The organism is Pseudomonas sp. B21-059, assembly GCF_026016285.1.
GTDB lineage: Bacteria > Pseudomonadota > Gammaproteobacteria > Pseudomonadales > Pseudomonadaceae > Aquipseudomonas > Aquipseudomonas danubii.
Genome location: NZ_CP087201.1, coordinates 6,207,242 through 6,225,346, shown reverse-complemented (window position 1 = coordinate 6,225,346; position 18,105 = coordinate 6,207,242). Strand labels below are relative to the sequence as shown.

20 protein-coding genes are annotated in these 18,105 nt (G+C 64.5%); 15 read left to right on the top strand and 5 right to left on the bottom strand.

Features of this window, described 5'->3' with window-relative positions:
- From LOY69_RS27755 to fdhA, 6 genes are all read left to right on the top strand, one after another.
- Positions 1-1,251 (top strand): sarcosine oxidase subunit beta family protein, encoded by a 1,251-nt coding sequence (locus LOY69_RS27755; protein WP_016964291.1) that lies wholly within the window; start codon positions 1-3, stop codon positions 1,249-1,251.
- A gap of 14 nt (positions 1,252-1,265) precedes the next feature.
- Complete coding sequence (locus LOY69_RS27750) at positions 1,266-1,568, top strand: sarcosine oxidase subunit delta (protein WP_011063902.1); 303 nt, start codon at positions 1,266-1,268, stop codon at positions 1,566-1,568.
- Positions 1,565-4,582 (top strand): sarcosine oxidase subunit alpha, encoded by a 3,018-nt coding sequence (locus LOY69_RS27745; protein WP_102881083.1) that lies wholly within the window; start codon positions 1,565-1,567, stop codon positions 4,580-4,582. The genes LOY69_RS27750 and LOY69_RS27745 overlap by 4 nt, the downstream gene beginning before the upstream one ends.
- Before the next feature lie 158 nt (positions 4,583-4,740).
- Positions 4,741-5,373: a sarcosine oxidase subunit gamma gene (locus LOY69_RS27740; RefSeq protein WP_047306416.1), complete on the top strand. Its 633-nt coding sequence runs from the start codon at positions 4,741-4,743 to the stop codon at positions 5,371-5,373.
- Positions 5,374-5,491: 118 nt separating this feature from the next.
- Entirely contained in the window at positions 5,492-6,349 is an 858-nt protein-coding gene (purU, locus tag LOY69_RS27735) for a formyltetrahydrofolate deformylase (protein ID WP_060841437.1), read from the top strand.
- A 171-nt stretch (positions 6,350-6,520) separates the two neighbouring features.
- Positions 6,521-7,720: a formaldehyde dehydrogenase, glutathione-independent gene (gene fdhA, locus LOY69_RS27730; protein WP_047306414.1), complete on the top strand. Its 1,200-nt coding sequence runs from the start codon at positions 6,521-6,523 to the stop codon at positions 7,718-7,720.
- 102 nt (positions 7,721-7,822) lie between these two features.
- Here fdhA and LOY69_RS27725 read toward each other — a convergent pair whose 3' ends face one another.
- Positions 7,823-8,095: a hypothetical protein gene (locus tag LOY69_RS27725; RefSeq protein WP_092309094.1), complete on the bottom strand. Its 273-nt coding sequence runs from the start codon at positions 8,093-8,095 to the stop codon at positions 7,823-7,825.
- Between the two features lie 293 nt (positions 8,096-8,388).
- On the opposite strand from LOY69_RS27725, the gene LOY69_RS27720 reads away from it, so the two are divergent.
- Both LOY69_RS27720 and LOY69_RS27715 read left to right on the top strand, forming a co-directional pair.
- A complete protein-coding gene (locus LOY69_RS27720; RefSeq protein ID WP_102881082.1) occupies positions 8,389-8,679 on the top strand; it encodes a type II toxin-antitoxin system RelB/DinJ family antitoxin in 291 nt (96 codons plus the stop codon).
- Positions 8,639-8,959 carry a type II toxin-antitoxin system YafQ family toxin gene (locus LOY69_RS27715; protein ID WP_306766516.1) on the top strand — a complete coding sequence of 107 codons (321 nt, stop codon included), beginning with the start codon at positions 8,639-8,641 and terminating at the stop codon, positions 8,957-8,959. The genes LOY69_RS27720 and LOY69_RS27715 overlap by 41 nt, the downstream gene beginning before the upstream one ends.
- Positions 8,960-9,021: 62 nt before the next feature.
- Here LOY69_RS27715 and LOY69_RS27710 read toward each other — a convergent pair whose 3' ends face one another.
- The 3 genes from LOY69_RS27710 to LOY69_RS27700 all read right to left on the bottom strand — a co-directional run bounded on the left by LOY69_RS27710 (position 9,022) and on the right by LOY69_RS27700 (position 11,051).
- Positions 9,022-9,585: a hypothetical protein gene (locus LOY69_RS27710; protein ID WP_253129879.1), complete on the bottom strand. Its 564-nt coding sequence runs from the start codon at positions 9,583-9,585 to the stop codon at positions 9,022-9,024.
- Positions 9,586-9,735: 150 nt separating this feature from the next.
- Positions 9,736-10,410 carry an anti-sigma factor domain-containing protein gene (locus LOY69_RS27705; RefSeq protein WP_110652386.1) on the bottom strand — a complete coding sequence of 225 codons (675 nt, stop codon included), beginning with the start codon at positions 10,408-10,410 and terminating at the stop codon, positions 9,736-9,738.
- The gene (locus LOY69_RS27700; RefSeq protein ID WP_102881080.1) at positions 10,407-11,051 is read right to left on the bottom strand and encodes a sigma-70 family RNA polymerase sigma factor; all 645 of its coding nucleotides are present in this window, start codon (positions 11,049-11,051) and stop codon (positions 10,407-10,409) included. Before LOY69_RS27700 ends, LOY69_RS27705 begins: the two co-directional genes overlap by 4 nt.
- Before the next feature lie 186 nt (positions 11,052-11,237).
- Here LOY69_RS27700 and LOY69_RS27695 point away from each other — a divergent pair, with 186 nt between their 5' ends.
- The 4 genes from LOY69_RS27695 (at position 11,238) to LOY69_RS27680 (ending at position 14,258) form a co-directional block, all read left to right on the top strand.
- Positions 11,238-11,801: a DUF2780 domain-containing protein gene (locus tag LOY69_RS27695; protein WP_253084003.1), complete on the top strand. Its 564-nt coding sequence runs from the start codon at positions 11,238-11,240 to the stop codon at positions 11,799-11,801.
- Between the two features lie 138 nt (positions 11,802-11,939).
- A complete protein-coding gene (locus tag LOY69_RS27690) occupies positions 11,940-12,368 on the top strand; it encodes a DUF350 domain-containing protein (RefSeq protein ID WP_102881078.1) in 429 nt (142 codons plus the stop codon).
- Between the two features lie 10 nt (positions 12,369-12,378).
- Entirely contained in the window at positions 12,379-13,107 is a 729-nt protein-coding gene (locus LOY69_RS27685; RefSeq protein WP_253084002.1) for a DUF1190 domain-containing protein, read from the top strand.
- Complete coding sequence (locus LOY69_RS27680) at positions 13,104-14,258, top strand: glutathionylspermidine synthase family protein (RefSeq protein WP_265073870.1); 1,155 nt, start codon at positions 13,104-13,106, stop codon at positions 14,256-14,258. Before LOY69_RS27685 ends, LOY69_RS27680 begins: the two co-directional genes overlap by 4 nt.
- On the opposite strand, the gene LOY69_RS27675 is transcribed toward LOY69_RS27680, so the two are convergent.
- Positions 14,259-15,146 (bottom strand): acyltransferase, encoded by an 888-nt coding sequence (locus LOY69_RS27675; RefSeq protein WP_265073869.1) that lies wholly within the window; start codon positions 15,144-15,146, stop codon positions 14,259-14,261. It abuts the gene before it with no gap.
- Between the two features lie 220 nt (positions 15,147-15,366).
- On the opposite strand from LOY69_RS27675, the gene LOY69_RS27670 reads away from it, so the two are divergent.
- The 3 genes from LOY69_RS27670 to creC are packed head-to-tail and all read left to right on the top strand — an operon-like array spanning position 15,367 to position 18,025.
- Entirely contained in the window at positions 15,367-15,867 is a 501-nt protein-coding gene (locus tag LOY69_RS27670) for an ATP-dependent zinc protease (RefSeq protein WP_102881075.1), read from the top strand.
- A gap of 59 nt (positions 15,868-15,926) precedes the next feature.
- The gene (gene creB / locus LOY69_RS27665) at positions 15,927-16,607 is read left to right on the top strand and encodes a two-component system response regulator CreB (protein WP_102881469.1); all 681 of its coding nucleotides are present in this window, start codon (positions 15,927-15,929) and stop codon (positions 16,605-16,607) included.
- Complete coding sequence (gene creC / locus LOY69_RS27660) at positions 16,607-18,025, top strand: two-component system sensor histidine kinase CreC (RefSeq protein WP_265073868.1); 1,419 nt, start codon at positions 16,607-16,609, stop codon at positions 18,023-18,025. Before creB ends, creC begins: the two co-directional genes overlap by 1 nt.
- Positions 18,026-18,105: the final 80 nt, after the last annotated feature.

Below are 18,105 nucleotides of genomic sequence, written 5' to 3'. Positions count from 1 at the left end.
ATGCAACGCTATTCGGGCTTCGGCCTCTTCAAGCACTCTCTCAGCCACCATGAAAACTGGCAGCGCATGTGGCGCACGCCGACCCCGAAGAAGGTCTACGACGTGGTCATCGTCGGCGGTGGCGGGCATGGCCTGGCCACGGCCTACTACCTGGCCAAGGAACACGGCATCACCAATGTCGCGGTGGTGGAAAAGGGCTGGCTGGGCGGCGGCAACACTGCGCGCAACACCACCATCGTGCGTTCCAACTACCTGTGGGACGAGTCGGCGCAGCTTTACGAGCATGCGATGAAGCTGTGGGAAGGCCTGTCCCAGGACCTCAACTACAACGTCATGTTCTCCCAGCGCGGGGTCTACAATCTGTGCCACACCCTGCAGGACATCCGTGATTCCGAGCGCCGGGTCAGCGCCAACCGCCTCAACGGCATCGATGGCGAGCTGCTCAACACCCAGCAGGTGGCGGACGAGATCCCCTACCTGGATTGCTCGAAAAACACCCGTTATCCGATCCTCGGCGCCACAGTCCAGCGCCGTGGCGGCGTGGCCCGTCACGACGCCGTGGCCTGGGGCTTTGCCCGGGCTGCCGACGCCCTGGGCGTGGACCTGATCCAGCAGACCGAAGTCATCGGTTTTCGCAAGGAAAACGGCGTGTGCATCGGCGTCGAGACCAACAAGGGCTTTATCGGTGCCAAGCGCGTCGGTGTGGTCACCGCCGGTAACTCCGGGCACATGGCCAAGCTCGCGGGCTTCCGCCTGCCGATCGAATCCCACCCGCTGCAAGCGCTGGTGTCGGAGCCGATCAAGCCGATCATCGACAGCGTGATCATGTCCAACGCGGTGCACGGCTATATCAGCCAGTCGGACAAGGGCGACCTGGTGATCGGCGCCGGTATCGACGGCTGGGTCGGCTACGGCCAGCGCGGCTCCTACCCGGTGATCGAGCACACCATCCAGGCCATCGTCGAGATGTTCCCGGTCCTCTCCCGAGTGCGCATGAACCGCCAGTGGGGCGGCATCGTCGACACCAGCCCGGACGCCTGCCCGATCATTTCCAAGACCCCGGTGCCGAACATGTTCTTCAACTGCGGTTGGGGCACCGGCGGCTTCAAGGCCACCCCGGGCTCGGGCAACGTGTTTGCCGCGAGTCTGGCCAAGGGCGAGATGCATCCATTGGCCGCCCCTTTCTCCATCGACCGTTTCCACAACGGCGCGCTGATCGACGAACACGGCGCTGCTGCGGTCGCCCACTAAAAGGACAACTCCCTATGTTGCATATCTTCTGTCCTCACTGCGGCGAGCTGCGCTCCGAAGAGGAATTCCATTCGTCCGGCCAGGCGCACATTCCCCGGCCGCTGGACCCCAACGCCTGCACCGACGAGGAGTGGGGCGACTACATGTTCTTCCGCGATAACCCTCGCGGCCTGCACCACGAGCTGTGGATCCACGCCGCCGGTTGCCGCCAGTACTTCAACGCCACCCGCGACACCGTGACCTACGAAATTCTTGAAACCTACAAGATAGGCACCAAACCGCAGTTCACCGCCAAGGCTGCTGGAGAGAAGGTATGAGCCAGACCAATCGCCTGTCCAACGGCGGACGCATCGACCGCAACAAAGTCCTGACCTTCACCTTCAACGGCCAGACCTACAAAGGCTTCGAGGGCGACACCCTGGCCTCGGCCCTGTTGGCCAACGGCGTGGACATCATCGGTCGCAGCTTCAAGTATTCCCGGCCCCGGGGCATCTTCGCCGCGGGCTGCGAAGAGCCCAACGCGGTGCTGCAGATCGGCGCCACCGAAGCCACCCAGATCCCCAACGTGCGCGCCACCCAACAGGCGCTGTACCAGGGCCTGGTGGCCACCAGCACCAACGGCTGGCCTAGCGTCAACAACGACATGATGGGGATTCTCGGCAAGGTCGGCGGCAAGCTGATGCCGCCGGGCTTCTACTACAAAACCTTCATGTACCCGCAATCGTTTTGGATGACCTACGAGAAGTACATCCGCAAGGCGGCGGGCCTTGGCCGTTCGCCCACCGAGAACGATCCGGACACCTACGACAACATGAACCAGCACTGCGACGTGCTGATCGTCGGTGGCGGCCCTGCTGGTCTTGCCGCTGCGCTGGCCGCTGCCCGCAGTGGCGCCCGAGTGATCCTGGCCGATGAGCAGGAAGAATTCGGCGGCAGCCTGCTGGACAGCCGCGAAAGCCTGGACGGCAAGCCGGCGGTGGAGTGGGTGGCCAGTGTGGTCGCCGAGCTCAAGTCGCTGCCGGATGTGTTGCTGCTGCCACGGGCCACGGTCAACGGCTACCACGACCATAACTTCCTGACCATTCACGAGCGTCTCACCGATCACCTCGGCGACCGCGCGCCGATTGGCCAGGTGCGCCAGCGTATCCACCGGGTCCGCGCCAAGCGCGTGGTGCTGGCCACCGGCGCCCACGAGCGGCCGCTGGTCTACGGCAACAACGACGTGCCGGGCAACATGCTGGCCGGCGCGGTGTCCACCTACGTGCGTCGCTACGGCGTGGCCCCGGGCAAGAAACTGCTGCTGTCTACCAACAACGACCACGCCTACCGCGTGGCCCTGGACTGGCTCGACGCCAGCCTGCAAGTGGTGGCCATCGCCGATGCGCGGCACAACCCCCGCGGTGCCCTGGTGGAAGAAGCCCGGGCCAAGGGTATTCGCATCCTCACTTCCAGTGCGGTGATCGAAGCCCGTGGCAGCAAGCACGTGACTGGCGCGCGCGTAGCGGCCATCGACGTCAAGGCGCACAAGGTCACCAGCCCCGGCGAATGGCTCGATTGCGACCTGATCGCCAGCTCCGGCGGCTACAGCCCGGTGGTGCACCTGGCTTCGCACCTGGGCGGCAAGCCGGTGTGGCGTGAAGACATCCTCGGTTTCGTGCCCGGTGAAGCGCCGCAGAAACGCGTGTGTGTCGGCGGTATCAACGGCGTCTACAGCCTCGGCGACACCCTGGCCGACGGTTTCGAAGGTGGCGTGCGCGCCGCCAGCGAAGCCGGATTCGAGAGCGTCGAGGGCGTGTTGCCCAAAGCCCTGACCCGCCTGGAAGAACCGACCCTGGCGCTGTTCCAGGTGCCCCATGAAAAAGGCACGGCGCGGGCGCCCAAGCAATTCGTTGACCTGCAGAACGACGTCACCGCCGCCGCCATCGAACTGGCGACCCGCGAGGGCTTCGAGTCGGTGGAGCACGTCAAGCGCTACACCGCGCTGGGCTTCGGCACCGACCAGGGCAAGCTGGGCAACGTCAACGGCCTGGCCATTGCCGCCCGTTCGCTGAACGTCAGCATCCCGCAGATGGGCACCACCATGTTCCGCCCGAACTACACGCCGATCACCTTCGGCGCCGTGGCCGGCCGGCACTGCGGGCACATCTTCGAGCCGGTGCGTTTCACCGCGCTGCATGCCTGGCATGTGAAGAATGGCGCCGAGTTCGAAGACGTCGGCCAGTGGAAGCGCCCCTGGTACTTCCCGAAAAACGGCGAAGACCTGCATGCCGCGGTCAAGCGTGAATGCCTGGCGGTGCGCGACAGCGTCGGCCTGCTGGACGCCTCGACCCTGGGCAAGATCGACATCCAGGGCCCGGATGCCCGGGAATTCCTCAACCGCATCTACACCAACGCCTGGACCAAGCTCGATGTGGGCAAGGCCCGCTACGGCCTGATGTGCAAGGAAGACGGCATGGTCTTCGACGACGGCGTCACCGCCTGTCTGGCCGACAACCACTTCCTGATGACCACCACCACCGGCGGCGCGGCCCGCGTGCTGCAGTGGCTGGAGATCTACCAGCAGACCGAATGGCCGGACCTCAAGGTGTACTTCACCTCGGTCACCGACCACTGGGCCACCATGACCCTGTCGGGCCCCAACAGCCGCAAGCTGCTGAGCGAAGTCACCGACATCGACCTGGACAAGGACGGCTTCCCGTTCATGACCTGGAAGGAAGGCCTGGTGGGCGGCGTGCCGGCGCGGGTGTTCCGTATCTCGTTCACCGGCGAGCTGTCCTACGAGGTCAACGTCCAGGCCGACTACGCCATGGGTGTGCTGGAGCAGATCGTCGAGGCTGGCAAGAAGTACAACCTGACCCCTTACGGCACCGAAACCATGCACGTGCTGCGGGCCGAGAAGGGTTTCATCATCGTCGGCCAGGACACCGACGGCTCGATGACCCCGGACGACCTGAACATGGGTTGGTGCGTGGGCCGGACCAAGCCGTTCTCGTGGATCGGCTGGCGTGGGATGAACCGTGAAGACTGCGTGCGCGAGCAGCGCAAGCAACTGGTGGGCCTCAAGCCGATCGACCCGACCCAGTGGCTGCCGGAAGGCGCGCAACTGGTGTTCAACCCCAAGCAGGCGATCCCGATGAGCATGGTCGGTCACGTGACCTCCAGCTATGCCCACAACTCCCTGGGTTATTCCTTTGCTCTGGGCGTGGTCAAAGGCGGCCTCAAGCGCCTGGGCGAGCGGGTCTTCGCGCCCCTGGCCGATGGCCGGGTGATCGAGGCGGAAATCGTTTCCTCGGTGTTCTTCGACCCCAAGGGCGACCGCCAGAACATATGACATGAACCCGGGCACGCACCCTGTAGCCACTGCCGCAGGCTGCGCCAAGGTCCGCAGGACCTGCCCGGGATGCAAAACCTTGCGCCCGGTTCCCACGCGACCGCAGCCCCTGGCAGCGGCAACCGGAACCGGACCACAGAATAAAGGACAGGTGCTCCATGACCGCAGTCAACGTTTACCAACAGCGCCCCACCACCGGGGCCAAGGCCGAGTCGTCTTTGCACCACGCCGACCTGCCGAGCCTGGTGGGCAAGGGCCGCAAGAACGCCGGTGTGATCCTGCGCGAGAAAAAACTCCTCGGTCACCTGACGATCCGTGGCGACGGCCACGATCCGGCCTTCGCCGCCGGCGTGCACAAGGCCCTGGGCATCGAATTGCCGGGTGCCCTGAGCGTGGTGGTCAAGGGTGAAACCAGCCTGCAATGGCTGGGCCCGGATGAGTGGCTGCTGATCGTGCCCAGCGGCGAAGAGTTCGCCGCCGAGCAGAACCTGCGCGCCGCCCTGGGCGACCTGCACATCCAGATCGTCAACGTCAGCGGCGGCCAGCAGATCCTCGAACTGTCCGGCCCCAACGTGCGCCAGGTGCTGATGAAGTCCACCAGCTACGACGTGCACCCCAACAACTTCCCGGTGGGCAAGGCGGTGGGCACGGTGTTCGCCAAGTCGCAACTGGTGATCCGCCGCACCGGCGAAGACACCTGGGAATTGCTGGTGCGTCGCAGCTTTTCCGATTACTGGTGGATGTGGCTGCAGGATGCCGCCGCCGAATACGGCCTTAGCGTCCAGGCCTGAACCCTAACCCTGTGGCCGCTGCCGCGGGCTGCGACAAGGCTCGAAGAGCCGCCCCCTGCGGGGCCGAGCGCAGCCTTCGGCAGCGGCTACAGTGCTTTCGTCAACAGGAGCCCATCTGATGAGCCGCGCCCCCGATACATGGATTCTCACCGCCGACTGCCCCAGCGTGCTCGGCACGGTGGACGCGGTGACCCGCTTTCTGTTCGAGCAGGGTTGCTACGTCACCGAGCACCACTCCTTCGATGACCGACTCTCGGGCCGCTTCTTCATTCGCGTGGAATTTCGCCAGCCCGACGGCCTCGACGAACAGGGCTTTCGTCAGGGGCTGGCCGAGCGCGCCAAAGCCTTCGAGATGAACTTCGAGCTGACCGCGCCGCACTACCGGCCGAAGGTGGTGATCATGGTCTCCAAGGCCGACCACTGCCTCAACGACCTGCTCTATCGCCAGCGCATCGGCCAGTTGCCCATGGACGTGGTGGCGGTGGTGTCCAACCACCCGGACCTCAAGCCCCTGGCCGACTGGCACCAGATTCCCTACCACCACTTCCCCCTCGACCCCAACGACAAGCCGTCCCAGGAGCGTCAGGTGTGGCAGGTGATCGAGGAGTCCGGCGCCGAACTGGTGATCCTTGCCCGCTACATGCAAGTGCTGTCGCCGGAGCTGTGCCGCAAGCTCGATGGCAAGGCGATCAATATCCATCACTCGCTGCTGCCGGGCTTCAAGGGCGCCAAGCCCTATCACCAGGCCTACAACAAGGGCGTGAAACTGGTGGGGGCCACGGCGCACTACATCAACAACGACCTGGACGAAGGCCCGATCATCGCCCAGGGCGTGGAGGTGGTGGACCACAGTTACTACCCCGAAGACCTGATCGCCAAGGGGCGTGACATCGAGGGCCTGACCCTGGCCCGGGCGGTGGGCTACCACATCGAACGGCGGGTGTTCTTGAACGGCAACCGCACGGTGGTGCTCTGATGATTCTTGGGGCTGCTGCGCAGCCCTTTGCGAGCAAGCTCGCTCCTACAGGCGTTGCGCCTGTTGGCGTGAAAGCGATTTTGAAAACGAAACAGCATCCGTACCCGAGCAATCCACGTGTTTCCCCCTTTGGGTAACGCGGTTCCATAACAACAACAGCGAGGTGAAAGCATGTCTGGTAATCGTGGTGTCGTGTATCTGGGCAGCGGCAAGGTCGAGGTACAGAAAATCGACTATCCAAAAATGCAGGACCCGCGCGGCAGGAAGATCGAGCACGGCGTCATCCTGCGCGTAGTCTCCACCAACATCTGCGGTTCGGACCAACACATGGTCCGTGGCCGTACCACCGCCCAGGTCGGCCTGGTCCTGGGTCATGAAATCACTGGCGAAGTGATCGAGAAGGGCAGCGACGTCGAGAACCTGAAGATCGGTGATCTGGTGTCGGTGCCGTTCAACGTCGCGTGCGGGCGCTGCCGTTCCTGCAAGGAGCAACACACCGGGGTCTGCCTGACCGTCAACCCGGCCCGCGCCGGTGGCGCCTATGGCTACGTCGACATGGGCGACTGGACCGGCGGCCAGGCCGAGTACGTGCTGGTGCCTTACGCCGACTTCAACCTGCTGAAACTGCCGGATCGCGACAAGGCCATGGAGAAGATCCGCGACCTGACCTGCCTCTCCGACATCCTGCCCACCGGTTATCACGGCGCGGTGACTGCCGGCGTTGGCCCGGGCAGCAGCGTTTATGTGGCCGGGGCCGGCCCGGTCGGCCTGGCCGCCGCTGCGTCTGCGCGCCTGCTGGGGGCGGCGGTGGTGATCGTCGGCGACGTCAACCCGGTGCGCCTGGCCCACGCCAAGGCCCAGGGTTTTGAAATTGCCGACCTGTCCAAGGACACCCCGCTGCACGAACAGATCGCCGCCCTGCTGGGCGAGCCGGAAGTCGACTGCGCGGTGGACGCCGTGGGCTTCGAAGCCCGGGGCCACGGCCATGCCGGTGCCCAGCACGAAGCCCCGGCCACCGTGCTCAACTCGCTGATGGGCGTGGTACGGGTGGCGGGCAAGATCGGCATTCCCGGCCTCTACGTCACCGAAGACCCGGGCGCGGTGGACGCCGCGGCGAAGATGGGCAGCCTGAGCATCCGCTTCGGCCTGGGCTGGGCCAAGTCCCACAGCTTCCACACCGGCCAGACCCCGGTGATGAAATACAACCGCCAACTGATGCAGGCCATCATGTGGGACCGCATCAACATCGCCGAAGTGGTGGGCGTGCAAGTCATCAGCCTCGACGATGCCCCGCGCGGCTATGGCGAGTTCGATGCCGGCGTACCGAAGAAATTCGTCATCGACCCGCACAAACTGTTCAGCGCTGCCTGAGGACCGTCAGCCTTTGGGTTGAAGCCTGTCAGTCACTTAAAACGCCGCGTTCTCTTGCCGAGAACGCGGCGTTTTTTTCTTCTGGGGTGAGGGCACTTTCAATCAGGCGATCAGTGTGGCGCGCAAGCGCCGTCCCAGCACATCCATCAGGTCGCAGCCATCGCGCAGGGGAATGGCGCAGAGCTGGGCCAGCTCCTGGGCCAGTACCGGGTCCTTGCCCAGCGCATCGCTCAAGGCCAGTTGCTCCAGCACCTGGGTCACGGCGCGGATACGGAAGGCGGCGGCTTCATGGAGCACATCCAGTGGCGCCTGGGTGTCGATCAGTAGGGAGGGGATGTTGCAGTCTTGCCCGGTGATGGGCATGTAGCGGTCCATAAGTAAATCTCCGTAATGAGTAAGAGATGCTTCTGACCGTAGTTCGTCGGGTCGCCAAACCCGGTCGCTATTTGAGCGACCGGCGGACTATAAGCCGCTGGTGCGTGAGGCAGCAAGGCGCTGGGGGGTGGATGTCTTGCAGAAGGTTTCGTCCGCTGTGGCGTCGCTGAACGTGCACGAGGTCCTGTTTACGAGTCCGGTCCACTGAAATCGGTTGACCGCAAAGAGTCGACCTCGCAGAATGGAAAAACGTAGCCACAATGTAGCTACAAATAACTAATAGAGGTGATACCTTGGCTGCATTACTGAAAACCACTGACGTGCGTTGCCGCATAGACGAGGATTTGAAGGTCAGTGCCACCGCTGTGCTCAATGCCTGTGGGCTGAGCCTGAGCGATGCCATGCGTCTTTTCCTGCGTCAGGTTGTGGCCGTGCAGGGACTGCCTTTCGAAGTGCGTGTCCCATCGGAGAAAACCGCTCGTGCCATGGCGCAGGCGCGTGAGATTCGTCGTCAGTACGACTCGATTGACGACATGTTGAGGGATGCTGATGGCGAAGCCGGAGAGGAACCCAAAGCGCGCTGACCTGCCCAGGCAATGCGCACAAACGCCGGAGTTTAAAAAGTCCTGGGAGCGCTATCGGCGTGCAGGGCGTCGTGACATGCACGAAGTGCGCAAGGTCATGGTGCTGTTGTTCCTGGGGGAGCCGCTACCGGCGCAGTATCTCGATCATGCGCTGAAGGGGGAGTGGGACGGTTTCAGGGAGTGTCATATCGGTGGCGATTTTCTGCTGATTTATGACGTGGCCCGAGCCGGTCTTGTGACCTTTGTCGACCTGGGCAGCCATGCCGAATTGTTCAGATAGCCTCATGCAGATTCACAAACCCGCCTATTGGCGGGTTTGTGTTGCCCGCCAATCAAGCCTGATCAATAGCCTCTGCCCGGGTAGTCGAACCAGTGTTCGCCACTCAGGATTTCCTTTATGTCGGTCTCGGCCAGGATGCCTGGCGCATCCCGCTGGAAGCGCGAGCGCCACTGGGGCAGCCACCAGTAGTTCAGCGCCGTGCCTCGTGGTATCAGCACCAGGGTCAGGACGGGGCGGTCCATGGCCCCGCGCTGATACAGCTGGTGGCTGCGGTCCATGAGGTCCAGGTAGTAGTCGAGGGGCAGGGACAGCATCAGGGCCGTGGTATGCACCTTTTCCGTCTGGGTTCGCTGTGGGTCCTGCAGCAGGTTCAGGGCTTCGCAGTAGTAACGCTCGGGTTGGCGGGCGAACGCCTGGGCCTCGGCAACGCCAAGAATGCCCAAGGCACTGCCGTCGTCGCGCCAGTCGGCTCCCTGGCGATCGCTGAAGTGCTGGCGGATGAAGCCGGTCAGGGGGCCCGGGGCCGTGTTGGCGCATTGGCTGCTATCGACCGGGGTGCCGATTCGCCAGAGCAAGACGGCGATAGCCAGGGCCAGCAGGAGGCCGCTGTAGAGCGCAGCTTTCATAAGAGTCCGTTCGATGGATGGCGCCAGGCAAGGCGGGGGCTTGCATGGCAGGCAAGGGCCTGCCTGCAAGGATGCGACGGGGGGCCTGGGCGCGGAGTTTACCCTGACGACGTTCGCGGGCAAGCCCGCTCCTGCGGCAGCAGGTGCCTGTTACAGCGCCGCCAATTGCCCCTGGTACAACACCGGCCCGGTGGGCTGGCCGGTAGGTGAGCCGCCGTGGGGTTCCAGGCTCACGGCCAGGGCGATCGGGGTGCCCAGCAGTTCGCGTTGGGCCGGGCTCAGGTTGATCTTGCCTTGGCCGCCTACCGGCACCACGCCGAGGGAAATCGGTTTGCCGTCGGCAGGGATCGCCCAGAGTTCCAGGCTGCGGTCCAGGCCAACAGCCGCCAGGGTCAGGGGTTCCACTTGCAGGTACTGGGCATGGGCCTTGATCCGCAGGGCCGGTTGCTGGTCGGCGCTGAGCAGGGTGGCGCTGTAGCGCACCTGATCGCTCTGCTGGATAAAGCCGATGTACAGGGTCGCCAGCACGGCGCAGGCGGCGAGCGCCAGACGCAGGCGCATCCACAGCGGGTTCTTCTGCGGTACGTGCAGCACTTGCGGTTCGATGCGTGCCTGGATGCCCGCCCAGACCCGTTCCGGCACCGCGGCTTCAGGCAGGGCTTCGGTCAGGCTGGCGAGGCTTTCCTGCCACTGCGCCAGTTCTTCGCGCAGCGCCGGGTCGTCCAGCAGGAGCATTTCGAAGCGCCGGCGGGCGGCGCCCTGCATCAGGCCAATGGCGTAGTCGGCGGCCAGGGCGCGGCGGCGTTCTGGGGTTCGATAGTTCATGATTCAAGGCACCGGCGCAGGCGTTCCATGCCCCGACGAATCCAGGATTTGACCGAGCCCAGGGGCGCGGCCAGGTGTTCGGCCAGCTCCGAGCAGGACAGGCCCTGGAAGTAGGCCACGGTGATGGACTGACGCTGCATGCCGTCGAGGCTTTCCAGGCAGCGGTTCAGGGCCCGGGCGGCGCGGGCGCTGTCCAGCTGGTCGTGGGCTGAAGGGCTTTGATCCTCCAGCTGTTGTTCTTCGAGTTCGCCCAGGGGCCGTTCGCGGTGTTTGCGCAACTGGTCGATGGCCTGGTTGCGGGTGATGTTGACCATCCAGGTCAGGGGCGCGGACAGGTGCGGCTGGTAGCGTACGGCGTTGTTCCAGATGCGCACGAAGCTTTCCTGCAGCACCTCTTCGGCCAGATCGCGGCGGCCCATGAAGCGCAGGGCGACGCCGTGCAGGCGTGGCGCAACACTGCGATAGAGGGTTTCGAAGGCCCGGCGGTCGCCCAGTGAACACTGGGCCAGCAGGTGTCGCAGTTGATCGGTGTCGAGGCTCGAGATGGCGGTTCTCCTGGCAGGAACTGGGGCAAGGGGCAACGACAGGCGCCGACTGACGCAGCCAAAGATTAGTCCAGGGGGGGCGGTTGTTCCATTCACGTCTTGCTGCCTCGCGCCGTGGGGCTGGGGTTGGCGCTTGTGGACGATATACGCAGCAGCAACGGGCCTGGATGCAGCCGCCGGACGGCAGGGCGGGCGTCGGAACATTCAGTGTCGGGCTCAGTCAAAACACTGCTTTCCCGCCGCCCGAATCCGGGTGGTTTCTCGCCCCATGAGGTTGTTTCGATGAATATTCCACGCGGTTTCGCCCTGGCTACCCTGATGACCCTGGCAGCCGGTTCGGCTCTGGCCGGCGGTTTCAGCCTGAACGATGCGGCCAACGCCATTGCCGGCATGCAAGGCGGCGACAAGGCTGCCGCCGCCGCGCCGACTTCCCAGACCGCCGGCCTGCTGGGCACGCTGGCGCAACTCAATGTCACCCCTGAGCAAGCCATCGGCGGCACTGGCGCCATGCTCGGCCTGGCGAAAAATCAACTAAGCAGTTCGGACTACTCGCAACTGAGCCAAAGCGTGCCGGGCCTGGACCAACTGTCGGGCAGCAACGCCCTGGGCAGCCTGGGCGCCTTGGGCGGGCTGCTTGGCCAGTCTTCCGGCAAGAGCGCCGGCCTGGACAGCGCCCTGGGCAACGTCAAGGACACCCATGACTTGAACAACGCCTTTGGCGCTCTGGGCATGGACAGCGGCATGATCGGCCAGTTTGCCCCGCTGATCCTGCAGTACCTGGGCCAGCAGGGCGTTGGCGGTTCCCTGCTGCAAAGCCTGAGCGGCATCTGGGGCGTGCCCAAGTAACCTCCTGTGGCCCCGGCGCCGAGTGCGTCGGGGCTTGCCTTGAGGGTTGAAACAGTCGTCTTTACCTTTCCTGGAGTTTTCGCCGAATCGGGCCTGTGCTATATCTCGCGCCCCGTTTTCCAAGGAAGCTTGAACGCGATGTTCATGGATGCACTGAAGATGTCTTTGCCCGCCGATGCGGTGCTCGGTTTCATGCTCTACATGCTGGGCGCTGCCCTGGTGTTTGCCCTCTACGCGTTCATCTACACGCGCCTGACCCCCTATAACGAATTCGCCCTGATCCGCCAGGGCAACAGTGCCGCTTCCATCGCTCTTTCCGGCGCCTTGCTGGGCTTTGCCATTCCGGTGGCCAGCGCGATTTCCCATTCCATTTCGATCATCGACTTCCTGCTCTGGGCCGGCATCGCCGCGGTGGTGCAATTGCTCACGTTCCTGGTGGTCAGCCTGACCCTCAAGGGCCTGTCCCAGCGCATCGCCAACCAGGAACATTCCGCAGCGATCCTGGTGGCTTCGGTGTCTGTCGGTGTCGGCCTGCTGAATGCGGCCTGCATGACTCCATCGGTCTGAGGGCGCCGGCATGAAACGCAGTAAAAGCGTGCGCCTGGTGCTGCTGGGCAGTGTGCCGTTCGCCCTGGTTGCGTGTGACGGCCAGCCTCAGGCAACCCGCGAAGTGCGCCAGACCCAGCATTTCAGCAGTGTCCGCGACTGCGTACTGGCACAGGTTCCGTCCGCGATCTGCCAGGCCGCTTTCGATGATGCCCGCGAGCGTGGAGAGCTGATAGCGCCGCGTTATCTCGACCTGCAACGCTGTGAAGACGACTTCTTCGCTGGCAACTGCATGGTTTCCAGAGACAACCGCGCCTACGTGCCGATTGCCAAGGGCCTCGCCCTGACCACCCAGCGCACGGTGCCGGTTCAGCCCGAAGACGAACAACCCGAGCAGGCCAGCTCCAGCAGTTCGGGTGGTGGTGGTGGTGGTGGTGGTGGTGGTGGTGGTGGTGGCTCCAGCGCCCGTTCGGGCTCCAGCTTCTGGCGCTGGATCGGCCTGGACTCCACGCCCGAGCCGCGCTATTTCAGCGAAACGCTGTACAAGGAGCGCGACGGTCGGGGCGGCTCGCAACTGAGTACCCTCAGCCAGCAGGTGGCGGCCGGCAAGACCTTCTCCGGTGCCAGTGGCGGGCGTTTCGGCATTTCCAGCCCGGACCACTTCACCAGCGCCGGCAATTCCCTGGCCGGTGCCCATGAAGTGGTCAGCCGTGGCGGCTTCGGCTCCTCCAGCCGCAGCAGTTGGAGCTTCGGTTCTTGAAGCGCATCCCCAGCACCCCGCGTGCGGATTGGCAGGCCACGGCGGAGCAGTTGGGCTTTGCCTTCCACACCTTCGACGGCGAGCCGTACTGGGATGAGTCGGCCTACTACCGCTTCAGCCTGCGGCAGATCGAGGACGACCTGGAAGACCCGACCGAGGAACTGCACGAGCTGTGCATGGCCCTGGTGGCCGAGGTGGTGGACAGCGAAGCCTTGCTGGAGCGCCTGGCGATCCCTGCGGCCTATCATGAGTTGATCCGCCAATCGTGGAAGCAGGGCGACCCGCATCTCTACGGGCGCATGGACCTGTGCTACGACGGCACGGGCCCGGCCAAGTTGCTGGAGACCAACTACGACACGCCGACTTCGCTGTATGAGGCGAGCTTCTTCCAGTACGTCTGGCTCGAACAGCAGATGCAGCGCGGGCAATTGCCGGCCGGCTGCGACCAGTTCAACAGCATCGAAGACAAGCTGCTGCAGGCCTTTGTCCAGGGCGGCTTCAAGTCGCCGATGCACTTTGCCTCGGTGCGGGACTCGCTGGAGGATCGCGGCACCGTCGAATACCTGCGCGACATCGCCCGTCAGGCTGGCCTGGGCACGCGCCTGATCGCCATCGAGGACATCGGCCTGAATGCCGGCGGGCGTTTCGTCGACCTGCTGGGCACGCCCATCGACAGCCTGTTCAAGCTCTACCCCTGGGAACAGCTGTTCAACGAAGCCTTCGGCCCGGCGCTTGCCGCTAGCCGCACGCAGTTCGTCGAGCCGCCGTGGAAAGCGATTCTGTCCAACAAGGGCGCGCTGGCCCTGCTCTGGGAGCGGCATGCGGGGCATCCGAACCTGCTGCCGGCGTTTATCGACGACGACCCATCCGCGAGCCTGGGCCCGGGCTGGGTGCGCAAGCCGTTCTTTTCCCGAGAGGGCGCCAATGTGGAAATCTGCACCGAGGGCGGTGAACGCCTGATCGAGGCCGGGCCCTACGGCGGGCCGTGCATCCGCCAGCGGTTTCATCCGCTGCCGGTGTTTGCCGGCAATCACACGGTGATTGGCAGTTGGGTGATCGGCGATCAGCCGGCGGGGATTGGCATTCGCGAGGACAACTCGCCGATCACCAAGGACAGCAGTCGTTTCCTGCCCCACGTGATCAGCGATTGATCAGCGGTGTTCGCTCAGCAGTTCGCTGATGCGCTGGTCCTTGTCGGTCCACAGCTGGTTGACCCAGTCCTGCACTTGCTGGCGGAACGCCGGGTCGTTTTCGTAATCGCCGTGCCACAGCGCCGGGTCCAGCTCGCGGGTGCGGATGTCGATGATCACCTTGGGCACGCTGCCGCAGATCAGGTCCCAGAAGCCGGGAATGCGTTCTTGGGGATAGACCACGGTCACGTCCAGCACTGCGTCCAGCTGTTCGCCCAGGGCTGCGAGAACGAAGGCCACGCCACCGGCCTTGGGCTTGAGCAGGTGCTGGAAGGGTGAGTTCTGTTGCTGGCGCTTGGCCTCGGTGAAACGGGTGCCCTCCAGGTAGTTGACCACGGTCACTGGCTGGCGCTTGAACAGCTCGCAGGCCGCCTTGGTGATCTCCAGGTCCTTGCCTTGCAGCTCCGGGTGCTTGGCCAGGAACGCCTTGCTGTAGCGCTTCATGAAGGGGTAGTCCAGGGCCCACCAGGCCAGACCGAGGAAGGGCACCCAGATCAGTTCCTTCTTGAGGAAGAACTTGAAGAACGGCGTGCGCCGGTTGAGGGTCTGGATCAGCGCCGGGATGTCGACCCAGGACTGGTGGTTACTCACCACCAGGTAGGAGGTGTCGACCCGCAGGCCGTCGCCGCCGCGAATGTCCCAGCGGGTAGGGATGCACAGGGCGAAGATCAGCTTGTCGATTTCGGCCCAGGTCTCGGCGATCCACATCACCGCGGCGGACGCGTAGTCCCGCAGGCGTCCCGGCAGGATTAGCTTGAGCAGGGCAAACACCATCAGCGGGCCGAACAGCACCAGGGTGTTGAGCAGCAGGAGCAGGGTGACGAAACAGCCGGTGAGCAGGCGGCGCATAAGGCACTCTTTACAATCTTTTGAGCGCGCCATGATAAGCAGCTTCGGCGGGCAGGCCAAATTCAAGTGTGCTGACGAATGTTTCACTTGGGAGTGGGTAGGGTGTTGTGCAGGCCGGGCCTCTTCGCCGGCAAGCCGGGTCCTGCGGGGCAGCGGTAGAACCAATTCGTTGGCCGCGGTCTAAAATCCCGCTGCCCCTCTCTTCAAGGAATCCACTGTCGTGAAATCTGTCCTTGCTCTTGTTTCTCTGTTGGCGCTGCCGGTGATGGCCGCCGAGCCGACGTTGTATGGCCGTTACGAATACATCCGCCTGCCGGAAATCGGCGAAACCCTGCAGGCCAAGATGGACACCGGGGCCCTGACCGCGTCGCTGTCGGCCAAGGATATCCAGACCTTTACCCGCGACGGCGAGGACTGGGTGCGCTTCCGCCTGGCCACCAAGGAGGCTGGCGGCAAGGTCTATGAACACAAGGTGGCACGCATCAGCAAGATCAAGAGCCGCTCCGAGGAGGGCGATGAGGCCGAAGAACCGCAGTCGGCCAAGCGCCCGGTGGTGGAGCTGGAGATGTGCCTGGGCAACGTCAAGCGCACGGTGGAGGTCAACCTCACCGACCGCAGCAGCTTCAACTATCCGCTGCTGATCGGCGCCAAGGCGCTGCGGGAGTTCGGCGCGGCGGTGAACCCGGCGCGGCGCTATACCGCCGACAAGCCCGACTGCTGATTGACGGGATACCGGGCATCCGGCACCGTTCGCCCACTGAATTTGCGCGCTTGGATGCCATGCCCCATATCCTGATTGTCGAAGACGAAGCGGCGATTGCCGACACCCTGATCTTTGCCCTGCAAGGCGAAGGTTTCACCACCACCTGGCTGAGCCTGGGGCGTGCGGCCCTGGACTATCAGCAGGCGACTCCGGCGGACCTGATCATCCTCGATATCGGCCTGCCGGATATCAGCGGCTTTGAAACCTGCAAGCAGCTGCGGCGCTTCAGCGAGGTGCCGGTGATGTTCCTCAGCGCCCGGGACGGTGAGATCGATCGGGTGGTGGGGCTGGAGATCGGCGCCGACGATTATGTGGTCAAGCCCTTCAGCCCCCGGGAAGTGGCGGCGCGGGTCAAGGCGATCCTCAAGCGCATGACGCCGCGCACCGCGCCCGAGGCGGCCCCGGCGCTGTTTGTCATCGACCCGGAGCGGGTGCAGATCAGCTACCGGGCCCAGCCCCTGAGCCTGACCCGGCATGAATTCCGCCTGCTGCAATGCCTGCTGGAACAGCCCGAGCGGGTGTTCAGCCGCGAGCAGTTGCTGGACGCCCTGGGGGTGGTGGCGGATGTGGGCTACGAGCGCAATATCGACAGCCACATCAAAAGCCTGCGGGCCAAGCTGCGCCTGGTGGCGGCCGAGGCCGAGCCGATCCAGACCCATCGCGGCCTGGGCTACAGCTACAGCCCGAGCCAAGCCTGATGACCTTGGGCATCCGCATCTTCCTGGTCTATTTGCTGTTCATCAGCCTGACCGGCTATTTCGTGCTGAGCACGGTGATGAAGGAGATCCGCCCCGGCGTGCGCCAGTCCACCGAGGAAACCCTGGTGGACACCGCCAACCTGCTGGCGGAGATCCTGCGGGACGATTTCAAGGCCGGCACCCTCAGCGAGAACCGCTGGCCGCAGCTGCTGCGGGCCTATGGCGAGCGGCAACCGGCGGCGACCATCTGGGGCCTGCCGAAGAATCAGGTCAACCACCGTATCTACGTCACCGATGCCAAGGGCATCGTGGTCCTGGACTCCAGCGGCCTGGCGGTGGGCCAGGATTATTCGCGCTGGAACGACGTGTACCTGACCCTGCGCGGCCAATATGGCGCGCGTTCGTCGCGCTCGCTGGCCGACGATCCCAACTCCTCGGTGATGCACGTGGGCGCGCCGATCCGCGACAACGGCCAGATCATCGGTGTGGTTACCGTGGCCAAGCCCAACAGTTCCCTGCAGCCCTATGTCGACCGTACCGAACGCCGCCTGCTGTGGTACGGCGCCGGACTGATCGCCATGGGCCTGCTGTTTGGCGCCTTGCTGTCCTGGTGGCTGAGCGCGGCGTTGCGGCGCATGACCGCCTACGCCCTGGCGGTCAGTGAAGGGCGCCGCGCCGAGCTGCCGCACTATCGCGGCGGCGAGCTGGAGCAACTGGCGACGGCGGTGGAACACATGCGCACCCAGCTCGAAGGCAAGGCCTATGTCGAGCGCTACGTGCACACCCTGACCCACGAACTCAAGAGCCCCCTGGCGGCGATTCGTGGGGCGGCGGAGTTGCTGCAGAGCGAGATGCCCCTGGAGCAGCGCCAGCGTTTCGTCGGCAATATCGACAGTGAAAGCGCGCGCATGCAGCAGTTGATCGAGCGTCTGCTGAACCTGGCGCAAGTGGAGCAGCGCCAGGGCCTGGAAGAGCGGGTGAAGGTGCCCCTGGCGCCGTTATGCAAGGAGCTGCTGAACAGCCAGCACGGGCGTATCGAAGGCAAGCAACTGCAGGTGGAGCTGCGGGTGCCGGCGGACCTGGCCTGGTCCGGCGAGCCGTTCCTGCTGCGCCAGGCCCTGGGCAACCTGCTGACCAACGCCCTGGACTTCAGCCCCGCAGGCGGCCTGCTGCGTTGCAGCGCGCAACCTGTGGAGGAGGGCGTGGAGCTGGTGCTGTTCAACCAGGGCGAGCCGATTCCGGACTATGCCCTGCCGCGCCTGTGCGAGCGTTTCTACTCGCTGCCGCGCCCGGACAGCGGGCGCAAGAGCACGGGCCTGGGGCTGAATTTCGTCGAGGAAGTGGTGCAGCTGCATGGCGGCCAGATGCACATTGCAAACGTCCCGGGCGGGGTGCAGGTGACCTTGCGTCTGCCCTGAGCGGGGATTCTCCACAGAGTCTCCACATTGCCCCCATAAAACCCCCATGGCCGCGTTCCAGACTCTCTCCCATTCCAACT

What these genes read in the sequence shown, in the direction of transcription:
- LOY69_RS27755 (WP_016964291.1), top strand. Translation starts at nt 1, where the DNA reads ATGCAACGCTATTCGGGCTTCGGCCTCTTCAAGCACTCTCTCAGCCAC.
- LOY69_RS27750 (WP_011063902.1), top strand. Translation starts at nt 1,266, where the DNA reads ATGTTGCATATCTTCTGTCCTCACTGCGGCGAGCTGCGCTCCGAAGAG.
- LOY69_RS27745 (WP_102881083.1), top strand. Translation starts at nt 1,565, where the DNA reads ATGAGCCAGACCAATCGCCTGTCCAACGGCGGACGCATCGACCGCAAC.
- LOY69_RS27740 (WP_047306416.1), top strand. Translation starts at nt 4,741, where the DNA reads ATGACCGCAGTCAACGTTTACCAACAGCGCCCCACCACCGGGGCCAAG.
- purU (WP_060841437.1), top strand. Translation starts at nt 5,492, where the DNA reads ATGAGCCGCGCCCCCGATACATGGATTCTCACCGCCGACTGCCCCAGC.
- fdhA (WP_047306414.1), top strand. Translation starts at nt 6,521, where the DNA reads ATGTCTGGTAATCGTGGTGTCGTGTATCTGGGCAGCGGCAAGGTCGAG.
- LOY69_RS27725 (WP_092309094.1), bottom strand. Translation starts at nt 8,095, where the DNA reads ATGGACCGCTACATGCCCATCACCGGGCAAGACTGCAACATCCCCTCC.
- LOY69_RS27715 (WP_306766516.1), top strand. Translation starts at nt 8,639, where the DNA reads ATGCTGATGGCGAAGCCGGAGAGGAACCCAAAGCGCGCTGACCTGCCC.
- LOY69_RS27710 (WP_253129879.1), bottom strand. Translation starts at nt 9,585, where the DNA reads ATGAAAGCTGCGCTCTACAGCGGCCTCCTGCTGGCCCTGGCTATCGCC.
- LOY69_RS27705 (WP_110652386.1), bottom strand. Translation starts at nt 10,410, where the DNA reads ATGAACTATCGAACCCCAGAACGCCGCCGCGCCCTGGCCGCCGACTAC.
- LOY69_RS27695 (WP_253084003.1), top strand. Translation starts at nt 11,238, where the DNA reads ATGAATATTCCACGCGGTTTCGCCCTGGCTACCCTGATGACCCTGGCA.
- LOY69_RS27690 (WP_102881078.1), top strand. Translation starts at nt 11,940, where the DNA reads ATGTTCATGGATGCACTGAAGATGTCTTTGCCCGCCGATGCGGTGCTC.
- LOY69_RS27685 (WP_253084002.1), top strand. Translation starts at nt 12,379, where the DNA reads ATGAAACGCAGTAAAAGCGTGCGCCTGGTGCTGCTGGGCAGTGTGCCG.
- LOY69_RS27675 (WP_265073869.1), bottom strand. Translation starts at nt 15,146, where the DNA reads ATGCGCCGCCTGCTCACCGGCTGTTTCGTCACCCTGCTCCTGCTGCTC.
- creB (WP_102881469.1), top strand. Translation starts at nt 15,927, where the DNA reads ATGCCCCATATCCTGATTGTCGAAGACGAAGCGGCGATTGCCGACACC.
- creC (WP_265073868.1), top strand. Translation starts at nt 16,607, where the DNA reads ATGACCTTGGGCATCCGCATCTTCCTGGTCTATTTGCTGTTCATCAGC.